This window comes from Algihabitans albus, assembly GCF_003572205.1.
In the GTDB taxonomy this organism is placed as follows: Bacteria; Pseudomonadota; Alphaproteobacteria; order Kiloniellales; family DSM-21159; genus Algihabitans; species Algihabitans albus.
In genome coordinates this window covers 119,222-142,015 of record NZ_QXNY01000003.1, presented here as the reverse complement: position 1 = coordinate 142,015, position 22,794 = coordinate 119,222, and the positions used below count along the sequence as shown (strand labels likewise).

The following is a 22,794-nucleotide window of genomic DNA, read 5'->3' as shown; positions in this document are numbered from 1 at the left end:
TCTTCAGTAAGTCCTTAAAACGCCAGCTTGGTCTAGCCGTCCAGCGCCGCTCGCAGCTTTTCCTCGATTTCCGCGCGCTCTTCGGCCGGAAGCTGACCGAGGACCTGCTGCATTTCACCAATCACGCCACGTAAAGCGTAGACTTGGTCCAACAGGCGCAGAACTAGCGGCATGGCCTCGTCGTTGATCGCCATGTCCTCGCGCATTTCGCAGATCAGCTGGGCACGGGCGGCATCCTGTTCGTCGAAGTACCAGGCCCCCTCTTCCTGGCGCGCGCGGACCCACTGCTGTTCGGCGAAATAGACGAGCTGCGTCTGGGTGATCGTAAGGCCTGCGGCATCGATGCGGGTGACCACCTCGGCGAGCGTCATCAGCATGGCGGACCTCCTTGCGTGGTTCGGAACGGCCGTGTTGAGGGCGGGACGGAAGAGACCAATCGCAAAGAGCCTCTCAGGCGAGTCCTGCCTTTCGGCGGGGATCGTAAGGGTTCTTTTCCGACCACTCGACGACGAAGTCGACCAGATCGTCGCCGGGCGCGTCGGGTAGGACCACCTTGAGCTTGACGTACTGGTCGCCGTAGAGGCCCGACTTGCGGTCCTTGATACCCTTGCCCTTCAGTCTCAGAGCCGTGCCGCTATTAGCCCCGGCGGGTACTTTCATGGCGACCTTGCCATGGACAGTGGGAACCTCGATCTGGGCGCCTTTCAAGGCCTCCGCCAGGGTCACCGGCACCTCCAGGTGCACGTCGTTGTCCTTGCGTGTGAAGAAGGCGTGCGGCTCGATTTGCACCTCCAGATAGGCGTCGCCCTCCGGGCCGCCGTTGAAGCCCAGGCGTCCTTTGCCTTTGAGCCGCAAGGTCTGGCCGTTCTCCATGCCTTCGGGGATCGCCACGTCCAGCGTCTTGCCGTCGGACAACTGGATGCGTTTGCGCACACCCGTCGCTGCCTCGAGGAAGCCGACCGGCACCGCGTAGTGCACGTCGGCGCCACGCTGGCGCGCACGATTGCCGCCGCCGCCGTCGCTGCGTCGAAAGCTGCCGCCGAATAGGTCGGAGAAGATCTCGTCCGCCGAAAAGTCCTGGTCGAAGGCGAAACGACTGTACTTGTCGCCTCCCGTGCCAGCCGCCTCGGCGTAACTGCGATAAAAGCCGCGCTGCGGATTTTCCTGGCCGCTGGCATCGATTTCGCCGGCATCGAAACGCTTCCGCTTGTCCGCATCGCTCAGGACTCCATAGGCCTGAGAGACGTCTTTGAAGCGTTGCTCGACTTCGGCATTGCCCGGATTGAGGTCCGGATGCAGTTCCTTAGCCAGCTTGCGATAGGCCGTTTTGATCTCGTCTTGGCTGGCGTCGCGGTTAACGCCCAGCACCTGGTATGGATCGCGCATCGGCGGCGAATCGTCCCGTCAGATCAAGCTCTTCAGGGTTCTATCTAGTGGGTAACGTGATGGCTTTCCACAAGGGAGACGATGGGAAAAGGGCGCCGATCCCGCTTGAACCGGCGCCCTGGCCCCGCACTTCGTCGGATCCTGAAGATCAGCTCATAATCTCCCAAGTCCCGTCAGTACGGCGGCAGGCGACGCCCGTGCCGGTTTCTGTCCGACCGTCGACGGTGATGGTTTCCTGGAATTCGCGACAGTAACGGCCGCTTTGGCTGTAACCATCGCGGGTCGCGGTGTAGGTGCCCTGGTTGCCGGAATTCGGGTTGTTCCACGAAATCGTTTCGCCGATCGGTGCGTTGCTCGCCTGCTGCTGAGCCTGTGAGGCCCGCATGCGGTCGACATCGTCGAGACCTCGGCCGATCTCCGATCCGACCAAGGCGCCGATCGCGGTGCCGGCAGCCGTAGCGATCAGCTGGCCGGTGCCGCCGCCGATCTGCGAGCCGACCAGGCCGCCGAGCGCGGCGCCGCCCAGCGCACCCACCACCTGCTTGGTGCCGGGGCCACTGCCGTCGTTGGCGCAGCCGGCCAGACCCAGGGACAGGGCCGCGACTGCGATGATTGCCAGTTTGCGCATCATTGAGCTTGCCTCTCGTTCTGCTCTCTTGACGTGTCTGCCTTGCCCCCCAAAGGGTTGGAGCAGGCTTTCTGCCGTCTATACTCTTCATCCGGCGTCGCGCTGCCGACGTCGATCTGCCGGCATCACTCCGCCGATTGTACGAATCACCCGGAGGGGTCATCCCCGTCTATGATCCCTTTCATGTTTCGCAAAGTCTTCGCCGGAAAGTACAGGCTGCATGTTCGCTCCCGACCCACAAGAAGATCCTTTTGGCCTCTTTGAGGCTTGGCTGGAGGAAGCTAAGTCCCAAGAAGTCAACGATCCTAATGCGATGGCTCTTGCGACCGTCGGGCCTGACGGCATGCCGGCCCAGCGGATGGTGCTGTTGAAGGATGTGAGCGACGGCGGGTTCGTTTTCTATACGAACTACGAGAGCCGCAAGGGCACGCAAATCCTTTCGCACCCCAAGGCCGCTCTCCTGTTTCATTGGAAATCCCTGCGGCGGCAAGTTCGCGTCGAGGGTGAGGTGGCGCAGGTCGGTTCCGAAGAAGCCGACGCCTACTTCGCGAGCAGGGCGAAACAGAGCCAGATCGGTGCCTGGGCCTCGCAGCAGTCGCGCCCCTTGGAAAGCCGCCATGCCTTGGAGAAGCGCGTCGCACAATATGCCGCGAAGTACGGTCTCGGTACGGTTCCCCGTCCGCCGCATTGGTCCGGTTTCCGAGTGACGCCCCGGTTGATCGAGTTTTGGAAAGACGGTGCGTTCCGCCTGCATGACCGGCTCGTGTATTATCGGGAGTCCGAGAGCCCGACCGGCTGGCGGACGGAACGGCTCTATCCCTAGGGAAGGCTGTCCGATGCCCGAGCCCGCAACAGCCAAGCCGCAACGTCTCGATGCACGCCGCGCCGGCCGCTTGATGAAGCTTGCGACCTACGCTTCGGTCGCGACCGCCTCCGTCCTGATCGTCGTCAAGCTGGGTGCCTGGTGGCTGACGGATTCCGTCAGTATGTTGTCCAGTCTTGTAGACTCCCTACTCGATGTGGCGGCGTCCCTGGTGACCTTGCTCGCGGTTCGTCAGGCACTGGTCCCGGCTGACCAAGAGCATCGCTTCGGCCACGGAAAGGCCGAGCCGCTGGCGGCTTTGCTGCAGTCCGGCTTGATCGCGGGCTCAGCCGTTTTGCTTGCCTTCGAGGTCATTCACCGGTTGGTTCGGCCCGAAGCCGTTGAGCACGGCAGGCTCGGCGTCGCTGTGATGGTCTTCTCTATCGCTTTGACCTTCGCCTTGGTCCGCTTCCAGCGCTATGTCGTGAGGCGGACCGGATCCAGTGCGATCGCCGCCGATTCCTTGCACTACTTTTCAGATCTGCTGATGAACGCGGCGGTGATCGCCGCACTGGTGCTGGCCAGTGAGTTCGGTCTGCTGCGGGCCGATCCGCTGATCGGTCTGGGCGTGGCCTGCTACATTCTCTACAGCGCCTATCGGATCGGGCGCGATGCACTCGGCATGTTGATGGACCGGGAGCTGCCTCCTGAGGAACGGGAGCGGATTCTCCAAGTGGTCCGCGGCTACAGCGAGGTCCTGGGCGTGCACGATCTGAAGACCCGGACGTCGGGGCCGCGCACCTTCATCCAACTCCATCTGGAACTCGATGGCGGCATGACTCTCTACCGTGCTCACGCGATCGCGGAGGCTGTCGAGGCCGAGCTGCAGACGGCCTTTCCAGACGCTGAGGTGATCATCCATCAGGATCCGCATGTCCTGGCCGAAGAGACGCCGCAGTACGGAACCTGAGGTCCGAACGGTCCTGAGTTCGGCTTGCTGTCGATCTCTGCCGGTACTTGCCGCTCTACCGGTCCCACTTCGCCTATCTGTCGCCATTCATCTGAGCCCGTCAGTTGGTTCGTTGACGCACATCAATGCCCTGTCTGGCCAGCACACGGATCTTGCTGGCAAGCTCTGCCTCTTCCCGTGGTGGCGGACATAGAGGCGGATGGAAGGCTGCTAGAGGGTTACGGTTTATGTCCATTTCATCGCTGCTCGCCGTTGTCGATGGCGGTCCCGCCAGTTCTGCGGTGCTTGCTGCGGCTGTGCAGATCGGTCGGCGCTACGACGCCTATGTGGAGGCGTTGCACGTTCAACTCGACCCGGACAGTTCCATTCCGCTGGTGGGCGAAGGTATGTCCGGCGCCATGGTCGAGCAGATTTCGGCTGATCTGCGGCGCAGCGTGGAGGATCATGCCAAGGTCGCGCGTACGGCCTATGAAGACGCGTGCCGCGGCGTCGATGCGCAACCGCTTCAGGCCAATGGCAAGGCGGAGGCGGGCAAGTTCGTGTTCGCCTGGCGCAGCGTGACGGGGCGTGAGGAAAGCGAAACGGCTCAGCGCGCACTGGTGTTCGATCTGGTGATCGCCGGACGGCCCGACGCCGAGAGCGATGGGGCCTATGCGCCGGCGTTGGAGGCCGCGCTTTTCGAGGCCGGTCGCCCGGTCCTGGTTGTTCCGCCTGGATACGAAGGCGCGATAGGAAGCAAAATGGTGGTTGGCTGGACCGGCCAGCGCGAGTGCGCGCGGGCGGTAACGGCTGCTCTGCCGCTGTTGGCCGGCGCTGAAGCCGTGGAGGTCGTTCATTTGAACGGCGGTGAAAAACCACCCGAAGGTAACGCCCACGATCCGCACACCGCGGTGGCGTGGCTTACCTTGCATGGCGTCGATGCCAGGGCACGCGAGGTCGCGCTGACGGACGGTGCCGGGGACACGCTGTTGACCACCGCCGCGGAGGCCGGTGCAAATCTTTTGGTAATGGGGGCCTACGGTCACAGCCGGCTGCGTGAGTTCGTGCTCGGTGGCGCGACCCGAGAGGTGCTTACCCACACCAGCCTGCCGGTCCTGATGGCGCACTAAACGATCGCGACCTGGATCGTGCGCACTGGAGTGCCGATGACGAAGTAAGAAACCTGCCGTGACCTGGAGGTGGCGCCGCCGCAAAGAGCGCCGCCCCTGGACGCGTCGACGCCGCCTGACCGGCGGCTCTTGGAGGAAAAGCCATGTTGACGCTAGATGATGTGATCGCCTTATCGGACCTCACGGAAGACGAGATCGACGCGATCGTCGAGCATGAGCACTGCCCCGAGATCGTGGCGGCAGAGCTTGGCAACTATCTGGTGCATTCGCCCGACGGTGTGCCGCTGCTCAAACGCATGATTCTTGAGGATATTGCTGCGGCCGAAGGTCGTCAGGATTATAAGCATGCGTTGAAGTTGCGTTTGGTCTTGCGCCACTTCGTCGAGACGCACCCTGACGTCGATGTCGCCAAGGCCTCGGCTTAGGTCGTCAAGATCCTACCCATCGGTTTTTGCAGGAGCTCATCCGCTCATGAAGCTTATGTCGATTCGCCTTGAGTTGGCGCGCGATCACGACTTTCCCAATGGCAGTCCGAGCCGCGGCTACGAGTTCGTTGCACCGCTAGACGTCGAAGGACACATCGATGTCGAGGCATGGCGAAAGCAGCGCAAGCACTGCAACGTCTGGCGTTTCTGGGAAGGCGAGGCCGACGAGTACGGCCATCTGATCCATACCCGCGGCCGCAGTTGGGCCTTCCACTACGACATCAAGGGCGATCCCGATGTCGACGAGTCTGGGTATCGCTTCGACAGTCATCGCTTCGTGGAGGGCGAGTATGTGTCGCTGCGCGAACAGGACGACGTCATGCGCACCTTTCAGGTCGTTTCCGTTCGCTCGGCCGGACAGGCTCAGTTGGCTAAGCAAGGCGGGGCGGCAGCCTCTTGAGCCATCCTAGCGGCGTTGTGCGCAAAATCTCGAGGCGAGATTCGGTTTTCGGTAGGATCGATCGGGGATCGGACCGCGTGGTTCGGCGGGTTGTCGGCGCGATTTCGCTAGACCGCGATTTGGTCTAGACTGCGCCGTATGGCCGATCAGATCTCCGCCGACCGCCTCACGCTCGAAAAGACGCAAAGCGACGGTGCAGAGAAGCCGACCGTGGTGCTCACCGGCGCCAGTCGGGGCATCGGTCACGCGACGGTCATGCGTTTCTCGCACGAGAACTGGCGAATCATTACTTGTTCGCGCGAGGAGGTGCCGGAGGCCTGCAAGCGCGATCCAAACTGGGCTCATCACATCACCGCCGATTTAGCCGACCCGGCGGGTGTCGCCGACTTCATCGCGGAAGCGGTCGAGATCCTCGGCGACCGAGGCCTGCAGGCGCTGGTCAATAACGCGGCTGTCAGCCCGAAAACGCCTTTTAAGGAACGGCTGGGCTGCTTGAACGGAGACATCGCCGACTGGCGCTGGGTGTTCGAACTGAACTTCTTCGCGCCCTTGACGCTGGCGCGTGGTTTCGCCGTGCCGCTGCGGCGCGGGAAAGGCAGTATCGTCAACATCACCTCGATCGCCGGTCATGCGACCCACCCCTTCGCCGGTTCGGCCTATTCGACCTCCAAGGCTGCACTCTCGGCTCTCACGCGCGAATTGGCGGTGGAGTTGGCGCAGCTCGGCATCCGCGTCAACGCCGTGGCGCCGGGTGAGATCGAGACCGGCATGATCGGACCGGAGTATGAAAGCCTCATCCCGCGTATTCCGATGCAGCGTATGGGCACGCCCGATGAAGTGGCTGCGGCCGTCTTTCGGCTCTGCACGCGTGACTTCGCTTACGTGACCGGAACCGAAGTTTTCGTCACCGGTGGCCAGCATCTCTATTGATGCCGCTCCGCTGACTCTGCCACGGCTGCAGCTATGACCCCAGACGACCGGAGTTGCGGGTGAGTCTCGACCAAGGCTTGCTGTTCGGCCTTCTGGCGCTCCTTGTCGTTCTGCTGGTCTGGGGGCGGATCCGCTACGACGTGGTTGCGTTCGGCGCCTTGATCGCCTGTGTGGTCGCTGGTTTGATACCGGCGACCGAGGCGTTCGCAGGCTTCGGCCATCCGGCGACGGTGACAGTGGCGCTGGTCTTGGCGCTGTCAAAGGCGCTCAGCGATTCGGGCGCGACCGATATCTTCGCTCGGGCTGTGCAGCCGGCTGCGGGGCGGACGACCACGCATATTGCCGCGCTGGGCGGGATCGGTGCCCTGCTCTCCGGTTTCATGAACAATGTCGGCACCTTGGGCTTGCTGATGCCGGTGGCGCTCTCGAGCGCTGCCAAGGCCAAGCGGGCGGCGGGGTTGCTCTTGATGCCGCTTTCCTTCGCAACCATTCTGGGCGGCCTGATCACTTTGATCGGAACGCCGCCCAACATCATCGTGGCGACGCAGCGGGCCGAACTTTTGCCCGCACGTGGTAGTTTCGACATGTTCGACTTTACCCCCGTGGGCGGCGTCGTCGCCCTGGCCGGCCTGCTGTTCGTAACGCTGATCGGATGGCGCCTCATGCCACGCGGCGATGCGGCGGGCACCGGCGCGGCCGAGCTGATGCGGATCGACGCCTACCTCTCGGAGATCCGCATTCCGGCTGACAGCGAGGCCTCCAGCCTGACGGTCTCGGAGTTATACGAGAAGGTTAAGGACCTCGAAGTGCAGGTCGTAGCCGTGATGCGTCAGGGCCGGCGCATCGCGCCGGTTCCAAGCGGTCTCGCCCTGATCGTCGGCGACCGCGTTCTGATCGAAGCGTCGCCCAAGGATTTGGAAGCCTTCGTCCGGCGGCTGGGCGTGGAACAGGGTAAAAGCGGCACTCCGGAAGACGGCTTGCTGACCGATGGCGAGGCAATCGTTGCCGAAGCCGTCATTCCGCCCAACAGCAACCTGGAACGGCGGACGGTCGAGCAGCTACGCCTGGGTTCGCGCCTCGGACTCACGCTTCTGGGTGTGGCGCGGGAGGGCAGGCCTTATCGCGGACGTCTGCGCGACTTTCGATTCGCGGCCGGTGACGTCCTGCTGCTTCATGGCGAGGAAGACAGGGTCTCCGACTTCGTGGCGCGCTACGACCTGCTTCCCTTGGCCGAGCGCGGGCTGATCTACGGACAGCGCCGCCATGCGGCTTCTCTGGCTGGCCTCTTCGCGCTTGCCATCCTCGTCGCGAGCCTGGGCCTCGTGCCGATCTACATCGCCTTCGGTGCCGCCCTGACCGTGATGGTGGCAAGCGGTCTGGTCTCGCTGCGCGGGCTCTATGCTGCGATCGACTGGCCCGTGATCGTGCTGCTGGGCGCACTGATCCCGGTCGGCGGGGCGCTGCAATCGACCGGCGCGACCGATACCATCGCTTCCGCGATTCTCGAGGTGACCGGTGGCCTGCCGGCGTGGGTGGTTCTCACCCTCGTGCTGGTGGTGACTATGACGCTGTCCGACGTTCTGAACAACGCCGCGACCGCCGTGGTCATGGCGCCGATCTCCGTCAATCTCGCCGAGCGGCTGGAAACCAATCCCGATGCCTTCCTGATGGCCGTCGCGATCGGTGCGTCCTGCGCGTTTCTGACGCCGATCGGTCACCAGAACAACGCGCTGATCATGGGGCCGGGCGGCTACCGCTTCGGCGACTATTGGAAGATGGGCGCTCCGCTCGAGTTGCTGCTCGTCGCCGTGGCGATTCCAATGATCCTGTTGGTCTGGGGGCTCTAGCGGCTCAAGCCGATAACGGCAGTGCGCTCTGGAGTGCGCGTTCCGCTTTGTCGCTGGCGGCTTCAGCGTCCACCATCTGTCGGTCGGCGGCGATCAGCGTGACATCCTCGATGCCGACGAAGCCCAAGACGTGCCGGAGATAGGGCGTCGCGAAGTCTATGGCACTGCCCATTGCCGTTCCGCCGGAGGCCGCGACCAGATAGGCCTTCTTACCCTCCAGCAGGCCGACCGGTCCGTTTTCCGTATAGCGGAAGGTCACGCGTGCCCGGGCGATCTGGTCGATCCAGGCCTTGAGAGCAGCCGGCGGGCCGAAGTTGTAGATCGGGAGGCCGATGACCAGGATGTCGGCAGTCTCCAGTTCCGCGACCAGCAGGTCGGAGACCGCCAGTTGAGCCCGCTGTTCGGGCGTGCGGGTCTCGGCCGGGATGAAGTTCGCGGCCACCCAGGCCTCGGTCACGAAGGGAATGCCCTCAGCCAGATCGCGTTCGACAAGCGTTAACTCCGGATGCTGGTCACGCAGCCGCTCGATGACCTTGTCGGCTAAGCCGCGCGTCGTGGAGCCTGTCTTGCGCGCACTCGCGTCGATCCGCAGGACTCGTGGCGTCGGGTTACCTTTGGAGTGGTTCGTCGCGAGATGCGTGATGCTGGCGGCCATGGCGAGAAGTCTCTTCTTGCTGGCTGTTCAGCAAGAGATCGGGCTTCCCACCCGAAAACCGAAGGTCTGTAACGGAAACCTATTGTTTCCCGGGGAGGCTAGTCACGCTGGTTGACGGCGACGAAGTTCGGGTTCGCGAAGCCTGCCTTGCCATAACGCAGCGGTTCGCCATCCAGCGTTTCCACCAATCCGCCCGCGGCCGTCAAGACCGCCTGGCCGGCAGCGGTATCCCATTCCATGGTCGGGCCGAAGCGAGGGTAGAGATCGGCCTTGCCGCTCGCGACCAGACAGAACTTCAGGGAGGAGCCGGCTGTGACCCGCTCGGCGATCTTCCGCTCGGCAAGGAAGGTCTCCAGGTCCTCGCCCGAACCGTGACGGCGGCTGGCCACGACGGTCTCGCCCGCTTCAGGCGTTCGCCGGGCTTCGATGGCCATCGGCGGCCGGTCCGTCTCGTTGAAGCTGGCGTGACCCTTGCCCTCGTCGTCGAAGCCGCCGCACCAGGTCATGGCCAATGCCGGCGCATGCACCACGCCCGCCACCGGCCGCTGGTTTCGGATCAGGGCGACGTTGACGGTAAACTCGCCATTCCGAGAGATAAACTCCCGCGTGCCGTCCAGCGGATCGACCAGCCAGAAGGGCTTTGTCACGTCGATATCCGGCAGGCCGCTCTGGGACGAGGCTTCTTCGGAAACCACCGGCACGTCCGGTGTCAGCTTGTGCAATGCCTCCAGCAAGAAGGCTTCGCAGGCCTCGTCCGCTTCCGTGACCGGCGAGGCGTCGGCCTTGCTGCGAACCTCGATCTCTTCAGCTTCCGCATAGTAGGCAAGCGCGATCTTGCCGGCCCGCTCGGCGAGGATACGCAGAACGGCAAGCAGGTCGTCCTGCGGTTCGGCCTCTTGCTCGCTGTTGTTCATTCCGCTTTCGCTCATTCTGCCGCCCGCCGCTGCGCGCTGTCGGCGTCGCGCATTGCGCGCCAGATCCGCTCCGGTGTGGCCGGCATGTCCAGGTGAGCCACGCCAAGCGGCTGCAAGGCGTCCAGAAGCGCATTGATGATTGCCGGCGGCGCGCCGATCGCTCCGGCTTCGCCGGCGCCCTTCACCCCCAGCGGGTTGGTGGCGCAGGGCATGTCTTCGACCAGTGTGATCTCGAAGTTGGGCGTATCGTCCGCCCGAGGCATGGTGTAGTCCATGAAGCTGGCCGTGATCAGCTGGCCGTCCTCATCGTAGACGGTATGCTCCAACAAGGCCTGACCGATGCCCTGGGCGGTACCGCCATGGACCTGACCGAGTACCAGCAGCGGGTTCACGACCTTGCCGAAATCGTCAACCACGACGTATCGCAGGATCTCGACCGTGCCGGTGGCGTCGTCGATCTCGAGTTCCACGATGTGACAGCCGTTGGGATAGGTCATGGCCTCTGCCTTGTAGCCGCCCGTCTCCTCGATCGGTCCGGCGATCTCCTCCGGCAAGTCCTCGCCGTGGGTTGCTTTCGCGACCTCCGTCAGGGTCACCCGCTTGTCGGTCCCGGCGATGGTGAAAAGACCGTCGGCGAACTCCAGATCGGCGTCGGCGGCCTCCAGCAGATGGCCGGCCACCTTTCGCGCGCGCTCGATGACTTTCTCTCCGGCGCGCTCTGTCGCGACGCCGCCCATCAGAAGCGAGCGTGACCCGCCGGTGCCGCCGCCGCGTTTGACGATGTCGGAGTCGCCCTGCACCAGGCGGACCTTCTCCGGATCAATGTCCATCAGATCGTTGAGAATTTGGGCATAGGCGGTGTGGTGGCCCTGGCCGTTGGTCATCGTGCCGATCACAAGGGTGACGCCGCCGTCTTCCTCCAGGGAGATGCGGGCTTCCTCCGCACCGATGCCGCCGCAGGCCTCGACGTAAGAGGCAAGGCCGATGCCGCGGTACTTGCCGCGCCGGCGCGCTTCCGCCTTGCGTTCGGCCACACCCTCCCAGTCCGCCAGTTTCGTGGCCTGCTCGAGCAGGCGAGCCGGATCGCCAGAATCGTAGACCGGGCCCATCCCGGTCTCGTAGGGAAGGTCCTCGGGTCGAATGAAGTTTCTCAGCCGGATTTCGCGGGTGTCGACACCGATCTCGCGGGCGCAGGCCTCAACCAGGCGCTCCATGCAGTAGGCGGCTTCGGGCCGCCCGGCACCCCGGTAGGCGTCGACCGGCACGGTGTTGGTGAAGGCGCACTGCACTTCCGCGAAGATGGCGGGAATCTTGTAGAGACCGGAGTACATCTGCGTGCTGGCGCCGGTCGGGATGTAGGGTCCGAAGTTGGAGAGATAGGCTCCTAGGTTGGCCTTGGTTTCGACGCGAATCCCAAGGAAGCGGCCATCCTTGTCCATCGCCATCTCCGCCACGGTCCTGTGGTCGCGGCCTTGGATGTCCGATTGGAAGGACTCGGTTCGCTCTCCGACCCAGCGCACGGGCCGGCCAAGCCGCCTCGCGGCCAGCAGAACCAGCACCTGTTCGGCGTAACAGAAAATCTTCATACCGAAACCGCCGCCGACATCGGGCGTTACGATGCGGACTTTGTCCTTGGTCGTGCCTAGGATGGTTTCGGCCAACTGGTCGTGCAGTCGGAAGATGCCCTGACTGGGCGTGGTGAGCGTAAAGTGTTCGCTGGCCGGGTCGTACTCGCCGAGCGCCACCCGCGGTTCCATGGAGTTCACGACCAGTCGGTTGTTGATGATCTCGATGCGCGCCCTCCGTTCGGCCTTGGCGAAGGCCGCCTCGACGGCAGCGCGGTCGCCATGCTCCCAAGTGAGCGCCAGGTTGCCCGGTGCTTCAGGATGTACCTGGGGTGCCTGCGCCGCCAAAGCGGCGGCGGCGTCGGTCACGGCCGGCCGGTCGTCGTAGTCGACCACCACCGTCTCGGCCGCCGCGACGGCTTGTTCGTACGTTTCGGCCACGACCACGGCGACCGGATCGCCGACGTGACGCACGAACCTCCGGGCCAGGACCGGATGCGGCGGTTGCTTCACCTCGCCGTCGCGTCCTTGGATTTTGGCGAGCACCGGAATATTGCCGATCTTCTCGCTCGCGAGGTCTTCCGCCGTCAGAACCAACAGAACGCCGGGCAGATCCCGTGCTTCTGCGATATCGATCGCGGTGATTTCAGCATGCGCCAGGGGACTGCGGACGACGGCCATATAGCTTTCGCCCGCTAGACGGATGTCGTCGGTGTAGCGCGCGTGACCGGTCAGGAACCGCTGGTCCTCGACGCGTCTGATACCTTGGCCTTTGCCGAATTGACCCATTCCGACTCTCCCGTTGTTTCGCTAGAGCGTTTGTCGGGCGATCAGGCGAGGCGGTCTGATCGTCCGAGAAACGCTCTTATTCCAAGTTCAGAGCAGCATCGCGCGATTTTTCTGGAAATGCCCGACAGTTCCGAGGACTCGACGATCGGGACTTCTTGGTTGTTGCTCCCGAGCATGCTTCTTGAGCGAGGCCGATCATAGGCGGGCTAGGGGCTGGCGGGGAAGGGGCGAAGGTTGCGCCGCAGCATCGCAGGGCTCTTTCCCAGCGCTCGCAGATGCCTTGGAACCGGACTCGTCTTGAAACACTCCGGTTCGTGCCAAATATACCGCGCAGAACGCGGGAGAATTCGCGCGGGGGGCGTGCCGACCTGTCGATGGCCGGCGAAAACTCAGCCGAAGGGCGGACAGGTTTGCCTGAGAGCAAATCGAGGCGGGGTCAAGCCACGCGATGGTTTGGCTTGAGCCCTCGGATGTGCTCTAACATGTTGAATTGAGAGACGGATTCATTGGAAATCCGGCTCGGGAGTGCCGGCGGCGGGGCTGCGGCGGTCGGTGCGGTCGGCGGAACGTCGCGAGCAAGTGACGGGCCGGCTGTGGGGACGGGGAGACGACTGAGAGTATGGCTGCCGCCAGTAAGGCCGATGCACCGGTACCGTTGTTTTCACGGCTCGTCGTGCTGTTGCCGGCTACGCTCTTCGTCTGGTTCCTGACCTTTTTGCCCGAAGTTTCGGGCGGCGCCGTCCTGACCTGGCGGATTTCTTGGATCCCGCAGCTCGGGATCGACCTGTCCTTCATGGTCGATGGGCTAAGCTTGCTGTTTGCCTTGCTGATCACGGGGATCGGCAGCTTTATCCTGCTCTATGCCAGCGACTACATGCGCGGCTACCCGCAGGTCGGCCGCTTTACGCTGTTCCTGGTCAGCTTCATGCTGGCGATGCTGGGGCTGGTGCTGTCGGACAACCTGATTGCGCTCTTCGTCTTTTGGGAACTGACGACGATTACGTCGTTTCTGCTGATCGGCTACACCCACGAGGATGCGGCGGCCCGCCGCTCCGCCCTGCAGGGCCTCTTCGTCACCGGGGCCGGCGGATTGGCCATGCTTGCGGGCTTCATCCTGTTGGGCCAGGCTGCCGGCACCTACAGCCTGTCGGAGATCCTGGCGGATCCCGACGTCCTTCGCGGGCACGCCGACTATCTGCCGATTCTGATTCTGGTGCTCTGCGGCGCCTTTACCAAGTCGGCCCAGTTTCCTTTCCATTTCTGGCTGCCGAACGCGATGGCGGCGCCGACGCCAGTTTCAGCCTACCTGCATTCGGCCACCATGGTGAAGGCCGGCGTGTTCCTGCTGGCTCGTTTCACCCCGGTTCTGGGCGACACCGAGATCTGGATGGCGACCCTGACCATCTTCGGGGCCGTGACCACCGTCTATGCCTCGATCATTGCACTGACCCGAACCGATCTGAAGCAGGTACTGGCCTACACGACCGTGATGGCGCTGGGCGCCTGCGTCATGTTTCTCGGGGCGCCGACGCGTGCGGAGAATGGCGATCCGTCGATCGGTCTGATCGCCGCCGTCACCTTCATCTTCGTTCACGCTCTCTACAAGGCCGCGCTTTTCATGGTGGCCGGTAACATCGATCACGAGGCCGGCACCCGCGAACTGAGTCGGCTCGGTGGTTTGCGGCGGGCCATGCCCTGGACCTGTGCGGCAGCGATCCTGGCCGCGCTCTCGATGGCCGGGCTGCCCCCCTTCGTGGGCTTCATCGGCAAGGAGCTTTTGTACAAGGGCGCGTTGGCCTGGCCGGCCGAGCCCTACATCGCCGTTGCCGCCATCGTTGCCGCCAAGGTCATGATGGTGACGGTGGCCTTACTGGTCGCGTTCCTGCCCTTCTTCGGCGCGCAGCGGGATCTGCCCAAGCCCCCGCACGAGGCTCCCGTGACCATGTGGATCGGTCCTCTGGTGCTCGGTGTGATCGCTCTCTTCGGCGGGCTGCTGCCGGACCTCACGGCCGAGACGCTGCTGCTGCCGGCGGCTGCGGCGGTGATGGGGTATCAACCGGACTACGAGGTCAAGCTCTGGCACGGCGTGAACATCCCGCTGATCCTTTCGGCGATCACCGTCGCATCGGGTGCCTTGATCTATGCAAAGCGGGCACGTCTGCTGGCGCTCCTCTCGCGCGGTGTTGCCGCTTTTCCGCTTACGGGCGACCGCGCCTACGACCGGGCCATGGCCTGGATCGCCGATGTCGCCATCTGGCAGACGCGCTGGCTGCAGGGCGGGACCCAGCGGCGTTACATCCTCGTGGTCTTCTCGACTCTGGGGCTGGCCCTGGCAACGACGCTGGTGCTGAAGGATGCACTGGTCTGGCCCCTGCCCGAGGTCTCGGCCAATTTCGTCGAATGGGGTGTTGCCTTACTGATCGTGGCGGCGACCGCCTCCACACTGATGGCCGAATCGCGCCTCTTGGCGATCTGTTCGCTCGGTGTGGTCGGGGCCGGTGTCGCGCTGATCTTCTTGCTGTTCGGCGCGCCAGACGTCGCCATGACTCAGCTTCTGGTCGAGACCCTGGTCGTGGTGATCGTCGCCATCGTCCTACTCAAGCTGCCGGACTTTCGCGGCGAGCAGCGTCCGACCGGTGCCGGCCGGCTGCGCGATGCGGTGGTCGCTGGCGTGGTCGGCGTTTCGACCACCTTGATCGTCTTGTCGGTGACGGCGGAACCGCCGCAGCAGGCGATCACCGACTACTTCGAGGAAAACTCCATGCCCGGAGGGTTCGGCCGGAACATCGTCAACGTGATCCTGGTCGACTTCCGCGCGCTCGATACGTTGGGCGAAGTGGCGGTGGTGGCCGTTGCCGGCGTCGCGGCCTATGCGCTGATCATGCTGCGTCCGCGCCGCCGCAGCAACGGCACGCGCAAGAATGGAGGTCAGGTCGGCGGACAAGACCGGGGCGGGAAGGAGAGGATCGGCGCATGAATTCCCTGATCCTGCGCGAGGCTTCGCGTCTCCTGGTCGCGCTCATGCTGGTTTTCTCCGTCTTCATGCTGTTGCGCGGCCACAACGAGCCGGGGGGCGGCTTCATCGGTGGGCTGATCGCTGCCATCGCCTTCGCGCTCTATGCCCTGGCCACCGACGCGGAGGCCGTGCGTAAGGCGCTCCGGGCCGATCCGCGCGTGATCGCAGCTGTCGGCCTCGGCCTCGCCATCGGCTCGGGCTTCCTGGCGTTGTTGGAGCCGGCGCCGTTTCTGACCGGTCAGTGGACAACGATCATGGACTTCAAGGCCGGCACGCCGCTGCCGTTCGACATCGGCGTCTATCTGGTCGTGGTCGGCGCGGTCTTGACCATTGTGCTGGGGATCAAGGAGCAACAGGCGGACGTCGAGGACGACCCGGTTGAACCCGAGGAGAATCCCGGGCTCGAGACGAGGTCCTGGCCGGCAGACAGATCCTTGCCGGAGGACAGATCCTGATGGAACCGATCGTCGCGGTCCTGGTCGGCGTACTGATGGCGGCCAGCGTTTATCTGATGCTCAGCCGCAACCTGGTGCGTTTCGTGTTCGGCCTGGTCCTGATCTCCAACGCTGCCAATCTGCTGATCTTCGCGGGCGGTGGCCTGACGCGGGCGGCACCGCCTTTGATCGCGACGGGGGAAAGCCTGCCCGATCCCGGGGTGGCGAATGCCTTGCCGCAGGCCTTGATCCTGACTGCGATCGTGATTTCCTTCGGCCTACTCGCCTTCGCTCTGGTGCTCGCTTTTCGCGCCTATCAGGAGCTTGAGACGGTGGACACCGATGCCATGCGCGTCGCCGAGCCCGAGGAGAGCGCGGCCGAGCCGGCTTCGAAGGACCGGCCTCTATGAGTTGGTTGCTGGTTCTTCCGATTATCCTGCCGATGATCGCGGCGGTTATCGGCTTCATCCTGCGCGGTAATCTCGCAGCCCAGCGTATCGTCAGCGTGACCGCTGCGCTGGGGCTGCTGGGCCTGTCGATCGCCCTGATGGCGGCGGTCTGGCAAGAGGGTATCCTCGCGGCTCAGATGGGCGACTGGCCGGCGCCCTTCGGCATTACGCTGGTGGCCGATCACCTCAGCGCCGTGATGGTGCTGATCACCGCCATCATCGGCCTGGCGACGGTCGTCTACGCCTTCGGCGATGTCGGCGACAAGGCGGTCGCCTACGGCTTTCATCCGCTGTTGCATGCTCTGCTGTGCGGCGTCTGCGGCGCCTTCCTGACCGGCGATCTCTTCAACCTCTATGTCTGGTTCGAGGTGATGCTGATCGCCTCCTTCGCGCTGCTGGTTCTGGGCGGTCGCCGGGCGCAGCTGGACGGTGCGGTCAAGTACGTCGCGCTCAATCTGATCGCCACCATTCTCTTCCTCGGCGGGATCGGCCTGCTCTACGGCCTGACCGGCACGCTGAACATGGCGGATCTCCACATCCGCCTCCAGGAAGTGGAGAACCAGGGGTTGGTGACCGTGGTGGCGGTGATGTTCATTGTCGCCTTCGGTATCAAGTCGGCGGTCTTCCCGCTGTTCTTCTGGCTGCCGGCCAGTTACCACACGCCGAAGGTGGCGGTCTCCGCGATCTTCTCCGGTCTGCTGACCAAGGTCGGGGTCTACGCGCTGATCCGCTGTTTCACCCTGATCTTTACCGGAGATGTCGGCTACACCCACGAGATCCTGCTGTGGGTCGCCGGCCTGACGATGGTGACCGGCGTGCTGGGTGCGGCGGCGCAGAACGAACTGAGGCGCATCCTCTCCTTCCACATCGTCAGCCAGATCGGCTACATGATCCTCGGTTTGGCGCTCTACACGCCGCTCGGGATCGTCGGCGCCGTCTTCTATCTGGTTCACCACATCATCGTGAAGGCGAACCTCTTTTTCGTTTCGGGCGTGGTGAACCGCATCGGCGGTTCCTTCGAGCTGAAGCGTCTGGGCGACCTCTACCGATATCACCCCTTGATTGCCGTTCTGTTCTTCATTCCCGCCTTCTCGCTGGCAGGTTTTCCGCCCTTGTCGGGTTTCTGGGCCAAGTTCGTGCTGGTTCAGGCCTCTATCGAAGCCGAAGGCTACGTCATTGCGGCCGTCGCGCTGGCGGTCGGTCTGCTGACCATCTATTCCATGACCAAGATCTGGTTGAATGCCTTTTGGAAAGCGCGGCCGGCAGAGGCGGGTCCGCCGCCGCCGCCCTTGACCGGCGCGCAACGCTGGTTTCTGCTCGGCCCGATTGCGGTGCTGGCCGCCATGACGGTGACCATCGGCCTCTTCGTCGAGCCCTTCTATCAATTGGCGGAGCGCTCGGCGGAAGAGCTCCTCGATCCGCGGCCCTACGTGGCGGCGGTGCTTGGGGACGAGGGGCTCGCGCGCATGACGGCGGTGTCGCTTGCGAGCGGAGAGACGGACGTGTTGGAGGTCCAAGAATGAACCTCTTCGTGCTTAACCTGCTGCTGGCGATCGGCTGGTGCGCCCTCTTCGCCGACTTCACGCTTTTGAACCTCGCCATTGGGTTCGCCATGGGGTTCGCCGCGCTTTGGGTCGCAAATCCTCTGTTCGGCGGTACCGCCTACTTCGGCCGCGTTCTGCGGCTGATCAGCCTGGGCGGCTACTTCCTCTACGAGCTCGTGGTCTCCAGCCTTCAGGTGGTCTGGGACGTGATCACGCCGGTTCACAAGTCGCAACCCGGCATCATCGCCGTGCCTTTGGATGTGGAGGATCCGGCGGAGATCGCGGTTTTGGCGAATCTGATTTCCTTGACGCCAGGTACCCTGAGTCTCGACGTCAGTGACGACAAGAAGTTCCTCTACGTCCATGGCATGTTCGTGGAAGATCCCGATATCCTGCGCCGGGAAATCAAGGCGGGGATGGAGCGCAAGGTGATGGAGGCGATGCGATGAGCGGGCTGAGCGACCACGCAGCCGTGCTGGCCTGGGCCATCGACATCACCGCGCTGCTGATGCTGGTTGCCATCGCCTTGTCCTTCATTCGGATGGTGCGCGGGCCCAGCCTGCCGGACCGTGTGGTTGCGCTCGATCTCATCACCATCATCACCGTCGGCTTCGTCGGGCTCTTCGCGATCGCCAGCGACGTCTCGGCCTTCCTGGACGTGGCGATCGGTCTGGCGCTGGTCGCCTTTCTCGCGACCGTGGCCTTCGCCTGGTATGCTGATCGGCGCGCCGCGCAGTTCGGTCTCGAAGCCGATCTGCGGGATCGAGAGGGCGACCGCTGATGGTGAATGACTGGATCGTCGCTCTGCTATTGCTCTCCGGGGGCTTCTTCGTGTTCGTCGCAGGCCTCGGAATCCTGCGCCTGCCGGACGTTCTGATCCGCATGCATGCCTCGACCAAGGCCGGAACTCTCGGCGCCGGACTGATCTTCGCGGCCTTGGCGGTTCACTTCGCCGACACGGTCAGCATTTCCTTCTCGATCCTGACCATCCTCTTCCTGCTGATCACCGCCCCGGTGGCGGCTCACGCCATCGGCCGGGCCGCCTACCGTATGGGCGTGCCGCTGTCCGACCGCACCCAGATCGACGAGTGGGAAGGCCGCTACAGGCGGACCGACAAACCTAAGAAGTAGGCGAGCGCTCAGGTTCGCAAGCACGGCAGATCAGGTCTTGAATCGGATGTCAGGATTGCCGGTCGTGTGTGAGCTGGATCTCTTCGCAGCTTGATCGAAGCAAGCGGGCTCTTCGTTCGATAGCCACGTCGGACTGGATCGATGCGGCTCTGCGGCTGTGGTGAGGCACCGGCTATCGACTGGAGTGCTCTAAATCACCGATTGCTCCAAACTGTCCAATTGTGCAGGCCGTCGAGAAACGAGGGGTGGAATAGTTCAGTCTCTCGTTCTCGGCCGCACTCTGTCAGATAAAAGAAATTCATTTGTGCTATAATAAAATGTCGGTTTAGAGAATACTAAACTACCAGTCGAACATCTATACATTAAGTTGATTAAAGTATAACTTGATTAATCCAGGGTGGAATTAGAACATAAACTCCCATGACTGCTATACACTTAATACATTTTTTAGGTGTCTACGGTTTACTCGTAGAATTCGTTTGATCGGCGGGGAAATACTTATGCTTCATCGAATTTTTGGCTGGCGCCACGGCTCTGTGAACCAGACGCTTGAGCAGGCTCTCGATGCCATCGTGTCGATAGATGCCAAGAATCGAGTGACTTTCTTCAACAAGGCTGCGGAGCAGCTTTGGGGTTACAGCCGCACCGAAGTCGTCGGCAAGAACGTGAAGATGCTGGTGCCGGACGAGATTCGCGACGGGCATGACGAAATGGTCAATGCCAACAGGCGCACCGGTCAGGACAAGATCGTCGGCACGTCGCGCGACATCCAGATTCAGCGCAAGGACGGTCAGCGGACCTGGGCCAATCTCTCCTTGTCCAAGATCGGGACTGGGGGGGCCATCAGCTACACGGCCTTCGTCAAGGACATCACAAAGGAGCGCGAATCGCGCGAGAGGATTGAGCAGACGCTGGAGCAGGCGCTCGATGCGGTGGTCTCGATCGACCACGATAACATCGTAACCTTCTTCAATCGCGCGGCCGAGGAGCTATGGGGCTATGCACGCGACGAGGTGGTCGGACAAAACGTCAAGATGCTGGTGCCCGACGAGCTTCGCGCCAATCACGACAGCCTCGTCAACCACAACAGGGAAACCGGTCAAGACAAGATCGTCGGAACTTCGCGGGACGTTGAAATTCAGCGCAAGGACAGCACGCGGATCTGGGCCAATCTGTCTCTGTCGAAAGTCAATGTAGGCGGACTGATCAGCTATACAGCCTTCGTCAAGGACATCACCGAGGAACGCCGCGCACGGGAAATGATCAACCAAACGCTGGAGCAGGCGCTGGACGCTGTCGTTACCATTGACGAACACAACACGGTGACCTTCTTCAACCTCGCGGCCGAGCGCCTGTGGGGCTATGCGCGCGACGAGGTGCTCGGACAGAACGTCAAGATGCTGGTGCCCGATGAAATTCGGGCCAATCATGACGCAAACGTCAACGCCAACCGCACCACGGGCCAGGACAAGATCGTCGGTACGAGCCGTGAAGTGCAGGTGCAGCGCAAGGATGGAACCCGCGTTTGGGGCGCCTTATCTCTATCGAAGGTCAAGCTGGACAATGAGATCGTCTATACCGCCTTCGTAAAGGACGTCGACGAAGAGGTCCGGCGTCGGGATCAATTCCGGTTACTTTCGCTGGTCGCCAACGAAACGGACAACTCGGTGGTCATCACCGGCCCGGAGGGTTGGATCGAATACGTCAACCCCGGTTTTACGAGGCTGACGGGGTACAATCTCGATCAGGTCATCGGTAAGAAACCCGGTGCTTTTCTCCAGGGAAAACATACCTCTCCCGATACTGTTTCTAGTATCAAAGAGAAGCTTGAGGCGCGTGAACCCTTCTACGAGGAGATCCTCAACTACTCTCAGAACGGTGAACCTTACTGGATCTCCCTGTCGATCAACCCAGTGTTCGATGACGCGGGTCAGCTCAGTAAGTTCATTTCGGTGCAAGCGAACATCACCACAACGAAGTTGGAAGCCTTGGCGTCGAGCGCGCGGATCGATGCCATTCGGCGTTCCAACGCCGTGGTCGAATGGAATGCCGAAGGTCAGGTCGCGGACGTCAATGACTATGCGCGTGAACTGCTAGACGCCAAGTCGCGGACTTCCCCGATTCTGAGTCTCTCCAAGTTTGTCACGAATGAAGAGCAGCAGACCTTGAGGCAAGGTTCTCCGGTCGCCAAGGAGCTCTCGCTCGATATTGAAGAGCGCGGAACCGTCTGGCTGTCGGCTACGCTGCAGCCGATCATGGATGTATCGGGAGCGCTCGACAGGATCGTGATGAATGGGTCGGATGTAACGGCGCGGCGCGTTGCCGTCGCGCAATCTACCGAACTGATGTCGAATGTTTTGGACCGTATTGATGGCGTCGCTTCGCAGATCAATCAGCTATCTTCGCAAACCAATCTGTTGTCCCTCAATGCCACGATCGAGGCCGCCCGCGCTGGAGAACACGGTCGCGGATTTGCGGTGGTGGCCGAGGAAGTTCGTGAGCTGGCGGGACGATCCTCGGGGTCGGCGACGGAGATTGGCGAATTGATCTCGGAAACCAAGACGCAGATCGGCAAGCTGGGCATGGCAAGCTAGCGGTCGATCGCTCTCGGAGCGCAGCGACAATCGGGCAATGTGCCGGCGGAGACCTGCCCACCGGCGAGTCAGAGCCGGGAAAACACTGAGACGGATCTGAAGCCTCGTCCGCAGAGGGATCAGTCGAAGGCTTCGCCCCAGCTGCCCTGGGTGGCCGCGCGCGCATATTCGGTTGCCCGGTTCTCGAAAAAGTTGGTGTGTTCCATCCCATTGAGCATGGCATCGAGCCAGGGCAGGGGGTTGCCCTCGATGCGGTAGATCGGTTGCAGCCCCAGTTGAGTCAGGCGGCGATCGGCGATCCAGCGGATGTAGCGCTTCACCTCGGCGCCGCTCAGGCCCTGGATGCCGCCCAGCTCAAAGGCTAGATCGATGAAGGCATCCTCGTGGGTCACGATGGTCTCGCAGGCGCCGTAAAGCTCGCGCTCCAGATCCTGGTCCCAGACGTCCGGATTTTCGTGCACGAAAGTGCGAAAGAGCTGGATGATGGAGTTGGTATGCAGCGACTCGTCGCGTACGGACCAGGAGACGATCTGACCCATCCCTTTCATTTTGTTGAAGCGCGGGAAGTTCAGCAGGATCGCGAAAGAGGCGAAGAGCTGCAGGCCTTCGGTAAAGGCGCCGAAGACAGCCAATGTCAGCGCGATGTCTTTCTTCGTCTCGACGCCGAACTGCTGCATGTAGTCGTATTTGTCCTTCATCTCCTTGTAATGGAGAAAGGCCGAGTACTCCTGCTCTGGCATGCCGATGGTATCCAGCAGGTGGCTGTAAGCCGCGATGTGGATCGTCTCCATGTTGGCGAAGGCCGCCAGCATCATCTGGATTTCGGTCGGCTGGAACACGCGCGCGTAATGGCGCATGTAGCAGTTATTCACCTCGACGTCGGACTGCGTGAAGAAGCGGAAAATCTGGGTCAGCAGGTTGCGCTCACCTTCGCTCAGGGCGCGATTCCAATCCTTCACATCGTCGGCCAAAGGCACCTCGTCCGGGAGCCAATGCACTTTCTGCTGTACCTGCCAGGCCTCGAAGGCCCAGGGGTAGGCGAAGGGCTTGTAAATCGGGTCGGCGTCCAGCAGGGACATGCGGAGAGAGCTCCAGACACTAGATATTGTGGGTCGCAGCGGATCGGATGCTAAGGAATGTAGCTTA

22 protein-coding genes are annotated in these 22,794 nt (G+C 62.7%); 15 read left to right on the top strand and 7 right to left on the bottom strand.

Going from position 1 to position 22,794, the window contains the following annotated elements; genetic code table 11:
- Window positions 1–32: 32 nt before the first annotated feature.
- From DBZ32_RS07410 to DBZ32_RS07400, 3 genes are all read right to left on the bottom strand, one after another.
- A complete protein-coding gene (locus tag DBZ32_RS07410; protein ID WP_119166509.1) occupies window positions 33–377 on the bottom strand; it encodes a chaperone modulator CbpM in 345 nt (114 codons plus the stop codon).
- Between the two features lie 73 nt (window positions 378–450).
- Window positions 451–1,386: a DnaJ C-terminal domain-containing protein gene (locus DBZ32_RS07405; protein ID WP_119166508.1), complete on the bottom strand. Its 936-nt coding sequence runs from the start codon at window positions 1,384–1,386 to the stop codon at window positions 451–453.
- A 148-nt stretch (window positions 1,387–1,534) separates the two neighbouring features.
- On the bottom strand, window positions 1,535–2,017 hold the full coding sequence (locus tag DBZ32_RS07400) for an RT0821/Lpp0805 family surface protein (protein ID WP_208539141.1): 483 nt from the start codon (window positions 2,015–2,017) through the stop codon (window positions 1,535–1,537).
- 217 nt (window positions 2,018–2,234) lie between these two features.
- Here DBZ32_RS07400 and pdxH point away from each other — a divergent pair, with 217 nt between their 5' ends.
- The 7 genes from pdxH to DBZ32_RS07365 all read left to right on the top strand — a co-directional run bounded on the left by pdxH (window position 2,235) and on the right by DBZ32_RS07365 (window position 8,557).
- Window positions 2,235–2,837 (top strand): pyridoxamine 5'-phosphate oxidase, encoded by a 603-nt coding sequence (pdxH, locus tag DBZ32_RS07395; RefSeq protein ID WP_119166507.1) that lies wholly within the window; start codon window positions 2,235–2,237, stop codon window positions 2,835–2,837.
- Between the two features lie 13 nt (window positions 2,838–2,850).
- Complete coding sequence (locus DBZ32_RS07390) at window positions 2,851–3,786, top strand: cation diffusion facilitator family transporter (protein WP_162906619.1); 936 nt, start codon at window positions 2,851–2,853, stop codon at window positions 3,784–3,786.
- A gap of 227 nt (window positions 3,787–4,013) precedes the next feature.
- Window positions 4,014–4,895, top strand: a complete 882-nt coding sequence (locus DBZ32_RS07385; RefSeq protein WP_162906618.1) for a universal stress protein — start codon at window positions 4,014–4,016, stop codon at window positions 4,893–4,895.
- A 143-nt stretch (window positions 4,896–5,038) separates the two neighbouring features.
- Window positions 5,039–5,320 carry a hypothetical protein gene (locus tag DBZ32_RS07380; RefSeq protein WP_119166505.1) on the top strand — a complete coding sequence of 94 codons (282 nt, stop codon included), beginning with the start codon at window positions 5,039–5,041 and terminating at the stop codon, window positions 5,318–5,320.
- Window positions 5,321–5,366: 46 nt separating this feature from the next.
- A complete protein-coding gene (locus tag DBZ32_RS07375; RefSeq protein ID WP_119166504.1) occupies window positions 5,367–5,780 on the top strand; it encodes a hypothetical protein in 414 nt (137 codons plus the stop codon).
- 138 nt (window positions 5,781–5,918) lie between these two features.
- Window positions 5,919–6,710 carry an SDR family NAD(P)-dependent oxidoreductase gene (locus DBZ32_RS07370; RefSeq protein WP_119166503.1) on the top strand — a complete coding sequence of 264 codons (792 nt, stop codon included), beginning with the start codon at window positions 5,919–5,921 and terminating at the stop codon, window positions 6,708–6,710.
- Between the two features lie 59 nt (window positions 6,711–6,769).
- A complete protein-coding gene (locus tag DBZ32_RS07365; RefSeq protein ID WP_208539140.1) occupies window positions 6,770–8,557 on the top strand; it encodes an SLC13 family permease in 1,788 nt (595 codons plus the stop codon).
- Window positions 8,558–8,561: 4 nt separating this feature from the next.
- On the opposite strand, the gene DBZ32_RS07360 is transcribed toward DBZ32_RS07365, so the two are convergent.
- The 3 genes from DBZ32_RS07360 to DBZ32_RS07350 all read right to left on the bottom strand — a co-directional run bounded on the left by DBZ32_RS07360 (window position 8,562) and on the right by DBZ32_RS07350 (window position 12,480).
- Window positions 8,562–9,212, bottom strand: coding sequence for an FMN-dependent NADH-azoreductase (locus DBZ32_RS07360; protein ID WP_119166501.1), 651 nt, complete (start codon window positions 9,210–9,212; stop codon window positions 8,562–8,564).
- A 98-nt stretch (window positions 9,213–9,310) separates the two neighbouring features.
- Window positions 9,311–10,141 carry a 3'(2'),5'-bisphosphate nucleotidase CysQ gene (gene cysQ, locus DBZ32_RS07355; protein WP_235830094.1) on the bottom strand — a complete coding sequence of 277 codons (831 nt, stop codon included), beginning with the start codon at window positions 10,139–10,141 and terminating at the stop codon, window positions 9,311–9,313.
- A complete protein-coding gene (locus tag DBZ32_RS07350) occupies window positions 10,138–12,480 on the bottom strand; it encodes a xanthine dehydrogenase family protein molybdopterin-binding subunit (protein WP_119166499.1) in 2,343 nt (780 codons plus the stop codon). The genes cysQ and DBZ32_RS07350 overlap by 4 nt, the downstream gene beginning before the upstream one ends.
- A gap of 619 nt (window positions 12,481–13,099) precedes the next feature.
- Between DBZ32_RS07350 and DBZ32_RS07345 the strand changes: the two genes are divergently transcribed.
- The 8 genes from DBZ32_RS07345 to DBZ32_RS07310 all read left to right on the top strand — a co-directional run bounded on the left by DBZ32_RS07345 (window position 13,100) and on the right by DBZ32_RS07310 (window position 21,648).
- A complete protein-coding gene (locus tag DBZ32_RS07345) occupies window positions 13,100–15,457 on the top strand; it encodes a putative monovalent cation/H+ antiporter subunit A (protein WP_119166498.1) in 2,358 nt (785 codons plus the stop codon).
- The gene (locus DBZ32_RS07340; RefSeq protein ID WP_119166497.1) at window positions 15,454–15,951 is read left to right on the top strand and encodes a Na+/H+ antiporter subunit B; all 498 of its coding nucleotides are present in this window, start codon (window positions 15,454–15,456) and stop codon (window positions 15,949–15,951) included. The genes DBZ32_RS07345 and DBZ32_RS07340 overlap by 4 nt, the downstream gene beginning before the upstream one ends.
- Window positions 15,951–16,340, top strand: coding sequence for a Na+/H+ antiporter subunit C (locus DBZ32_RS07335; protein WP_119166496.1), 390 nt, complete (start codon window positions 15,951–15,953; stop codon window positions 16,338–16,340). The genes DBZ32_RS07340 and DBZ32_RS07335 overlap by 1 nt, the downstream gene beginning before the upstream one ends.
- Window positions 16,337–17,902 carry a Na+/H+ antiporter subunit D gene (locus DBZ32_RS07330; protein ID WP_119166495.1) on the top strand — a complete coding sequence of 522 codons (1,566 nt, stop codon included), beginning with the start codon at window positions 16,337–16,339 and terminating at the stop codon, window positions 17,900–17,902. Before DBZ32_RS07335 ends, DBZ32_RS07330 begins: the two co-directional genes overlap by 4 nt.
- On the top strand, window positions 17,899–18,372 hold the full coding sequence (locus DBZ32_RS07325) for a Na+/H+ antiporter subunit E (protein WP_119166494.1): 474 nt from the start codon (window positions 17,899–17,901) through the stop codon (window positions 18,370–18,372). The genes DBZ32_RS07330 and DBZ32_RS07325 overlap by 4 nt, the downstream gene beginning before the upstream one ends.
- Window positions 18,369–18,704 (top strand): monovalent cation/H+ antiporter complex subunit F, encoded by a 336-nt coding sequence (locus tag DBZ32_RS07320; protein ID WP_119166493.1) that lies wholly within the window; start codon window positions 18,369–18,371, stop codon window positions 18,702–18,704. Before DBZ32_RS07325 ends, DBZ32_RS07320 begins: the two co-directional genes overlap by 4 nt.
- Complete coding sequence (mnhG, locus tag DBZ32_RS07315; RefSeq protein ID WP_119166492.1) at window positions 18,704–19,054, top strand: monovalent cation/H(+) antiporter subunit G; 351 nt, start codon at window positions 18,704–18,706, stop codon at window positions 19,052–19,054. Before DBZ32_RS07320 ends, mnhG begins: the two co-directional genes overlap by 1 nt.
- Window positions 19,055–19,554: 500 nt before the next feature.
- A complete protein-coding gene (locus tag DBZ32_RS07310; protein ID WP_119166491.1) occupies window positions 19,555–21,648 on the top strand; it encodes a PAS domain S-box protein in 2,094 nt (697 codons plus the stop codon).
- Between the two features lie 119 nt (window positions 21,649–21,767).
- Here DBZ32_RS07310 and DBZ32_RS07305 read toward each other — a convergent pair whose 3' ends face one another.
- Entirely contained in the window at window positions 21,768–22,727 is a 960-nt protein-coding gene (locus tag DBZ32_RS07305) for a ribonucleotide-diphosphate reductase subunit beta (RefSeq protein ID WP_119166490.1), read from the bottom strand.
- Window positions 22,728–22,794: the final 67 nt, after the last annotated feature.